1 pseudogene is annotated in these 3,161 nt (G+C 68.8%); it reads right to left on the reverse strand.

The annotated features are described in order from the left end of the window. Positions 1-3,149 (reverse strand): annotated as a pseudogene (locus FB600_RS36930) (AMP-binding protein); the annotation flags it as partial. Positions 3,150-3,161 lie beyond the last annotated feature (12 nt).

Genomic DNA, 3,161 nt, shown 5'->3' on the forward strand with positions numbered 1-3,161 from the left:
AGGGTGGCACCGCAACCCAGGGCCATCACGACTTCCCAGACGCTGGCATCGAAGGCGCAGGAGGCGAACTGGAGGATCCGGCTGCTGGGCAGGATGGCGAAGTTCTGGCGCTGGAGTTGGGCGAGGTTGAGCGTTCCGCGGTGCTCGACCATCACGCCCTTGGGCTTGCCGGTGGAGCCCGAGGTGTAGATCACATAGGCGAGGTGCCGCGAGGTGAGGCCGGGCACGACGGGGTTGGACGCGGGGCGCTCGGGCAGCGTGTCGGGGTCGAGCAGGCGGCGGCCGTCGAGCGCGGCGTGGCCGAGGGCGGCGCGGCCGGCGGCATCGGCGAGCACGATGGCGGGATCGGCATCGGCAAGGATATAGGCCAGGCGCTCGGGCGGATAGGCGGGGTCGAGCGGGAGATAGGCGCCGCCGGCCTTGAGGATGGCGAGCAGGCCGATGACGAGGGCCGGCGAACGCTCGACGCAGAGGGCGACGCGGGCATCGGGCCGCACGCCGAGGGCGATCAGCTCGTGAGCGAGCCGGTTGGCCTGGGCGTTGAGCTGGGCATAGCTGATCGCGCGATCCTCGAAGACGAGGGCGACGGCATCGGGGGTGTGTTCGGCATGCAACTCGAACTGGTGGTGCAGGCAGAGCTCGGCGGGGTAGGCCTGCTCGGTGGCGTTCCAGGTGTGCAGCAGCAGCTCGCGCTCCTCGGGCGGCAGGATCTCCAGCTGCCGGACCGGCATCGACGGCCTCCCATCGAGTGCCTCGACCACGCTGACGAGCGCCTGCTCGAAATAAGCGCAAAGGCGCTTCGCGTCGAAGGGATCGACCAACTGGGCGATCAGGACCAGGGCGTGCCCGAAATCCTCCACCGACATCGAGAACGGGTAATTGGAGCGCTCCTGGACGCTCAGGAACTCCAGGCCGATGGCCTGATCGTCTTCGTTGACCGAAACCGTGCTGTGCACGTAGTTCAGCAGCGCGCTGAACAGCGGCGAGCCGGCGGGCACGCCGCTGCATTGCTGCGCGAGCGCGAGCGAGGCGTGTTCGTGATCGATCAGGCTGGCCAGCAGCGCGTGCGTGTCGCGTACCGCCTGCTCCACGCCGGTCTCGCCCAGGTCCATGCGCAAGGGCAGCGTGTTGATGTACAGGCCCATGGCCTGGTCGGCGCCTTCACCGGCTTGCATGCGGCCGAACATGACGGTGCCGAACACGACGCGATCCTGTCCGCTGGCGCGAGCGAGCACTTGCGCCCAGGCCAGGTGGCACAGGCTCGCCAGGCTCACGCCCAGGCGTCGCGCCTGCGCGCGCAGGCGGTCGTTCAGGGACGATGGCAGCGTGTGATGCGCTTCGTTGAGCCGGGAGCCGTCGAGATGCACCTCGGTGAGGCCGAAGGGCAGCGTGGGTTCGTCCACGTCGGCCAGCATGGCGCGGAAGAAGTTTTCATGCTCCTGCTGGCTCACGCCGAGACGCGCTTGCGCGATCGCGTTGCGGAACGGCTGGGCCGGCAGCAACCGGGCGGCGCTTCCGGCCAGAATGGCGCGGACTTCCCGGTGCAGGATCTCGACGGTGGAGTGATCGCCGACCAGGTGATGCAGCAGCTCGATCAGCAGCCAGCGGCCTTGCTCGTCCCGGGCGGCGGCGAAGCGCAGCAGCGGCGCCTGGCCCAGGTCGATGCGGTGCTCGCGCGGATCGAAGTGCCGGGCCAGTTGCTCGGCGACGGGGCCGTCGACGGGATCGAACGCCAGCTCGGTGAGGATCAGCGGCGCTTCGCGCAACACGACTTGCGCGGGACGAGACAGGCCTTCCCAGAAGAAGGCGGTGCGCAGGATGTCGTGTCGGGCGATCACCTGCTGCACGGCATCGAGATAGCGATCCAGGTGCTCGCGCGAGGCGAAGGCGACCTGGCGAATCAGCAGGTAGGGGTCGCCGCGGGTGGCGAGCAGGTGATGGAAGAGGATGCCGTCCTGCAGCGGGGAGAGCGCGTAGATGTCCTGGATGGCGCTCACGCCACCCGGCACCTGCTGGACCAGATGATCGATCTCGGGCTGGGTGAGGCTGACGAGGGGCAGCAACTCGGGCGTGATCGCCTGGGTCTCGCGGGTGATCAGGTTGTCGGGTACCTGGATTTCGCGGGATTGTCCGCGCTGCTGTTCCAGGCGCTGGGCGAGCGTGCTCAGGTCGGAGGTCTGGAACAGGTCGCGAACAGCCAGTCCCAGCCCTCGCTGGCGCAGTTGTTCGGTCAGCCGCACGGCGAGCAGGGAATGCCCGCCGAGTGCGAAGAAGCTGTCATGGCGGCCGACGCGCTCGACGCCGAGCAGCTCGGCCCAGATCTCGGCGAGCACGCATTCGATCTCGCCTTGGGGCGCTTCATAAGCCTGGCGCGCGAGCGCGGACGAATCGGGCGCGGGCAGCGCGCGGCGATCGAGCTTGCCGTTGGGGCTGAGCGGCAGGGCGTCGAGCCGCACGAAGGCGGTGGGCACCATGTAGTCGGGCAACTGCGCGGCGAGGTGGTCGCGGATCGCGCCGATCAACTGCTCGTCGTGCTTGGCCACCACATAGGCGACCAAACGCTTGTCGGCGCCGTCGCCGATCGCGAGCACGACCGCCTCGCGCACGGCGGGATATTCCACGAGCCGTGCCTCGATCTCGCCGAGCTCGATCCGGAAGCCGCGGATCTTGACCTGGAAGTCATTGCGGCCGAGGTATTCGATATTGCCGTCGGGCAGGTAACGCGCGAGATCGCCGGTGCGATACATGCGCGCTTCGACATCACTGGCGAAGGGATCGCGCACGAAGCGCTCGGCGGTGAGTTCGGGGCGGTTGAGATAACCACGCGCGACGCCCACGCCGCCGATATGCAGCTCGCCGACCGCGCCCAGCGGCACGGGCTGCCCGTGCTCGTCGAGCAGGTAGATCCGCGTATTGGCGATCGGGCGGCCGATGGGGACCGTCGAGCCGGCATAGTCCGGCGGGCAGGTCCAGGCGGTCACGTCGATCGCGGCCTCGGTCGGGCCGTAGAGATTGTGGATCCGCGCGGCGGGCAACAAGGCCTGGCAGCGCCGGATCGCGGCAACGGGCAGGGCCTCGCCGCTGCAGACGAGCCGCTGCAGGGAGGTGCAAGCCTGGACCCCCTCGGTGCCCAGGAAGATATTGAGCATCGAGGGAACGAA

This window comes from Burkholderia sp. SJZ089 (genome assembly GCF_007828315.1).
Classification (GTDB): Bacteria; Pseudomonadota; Gammaproteobacteria; order Burkholderiales; family Burkholderiaceae; genus Burkholderia; species Burkholderia gladioli.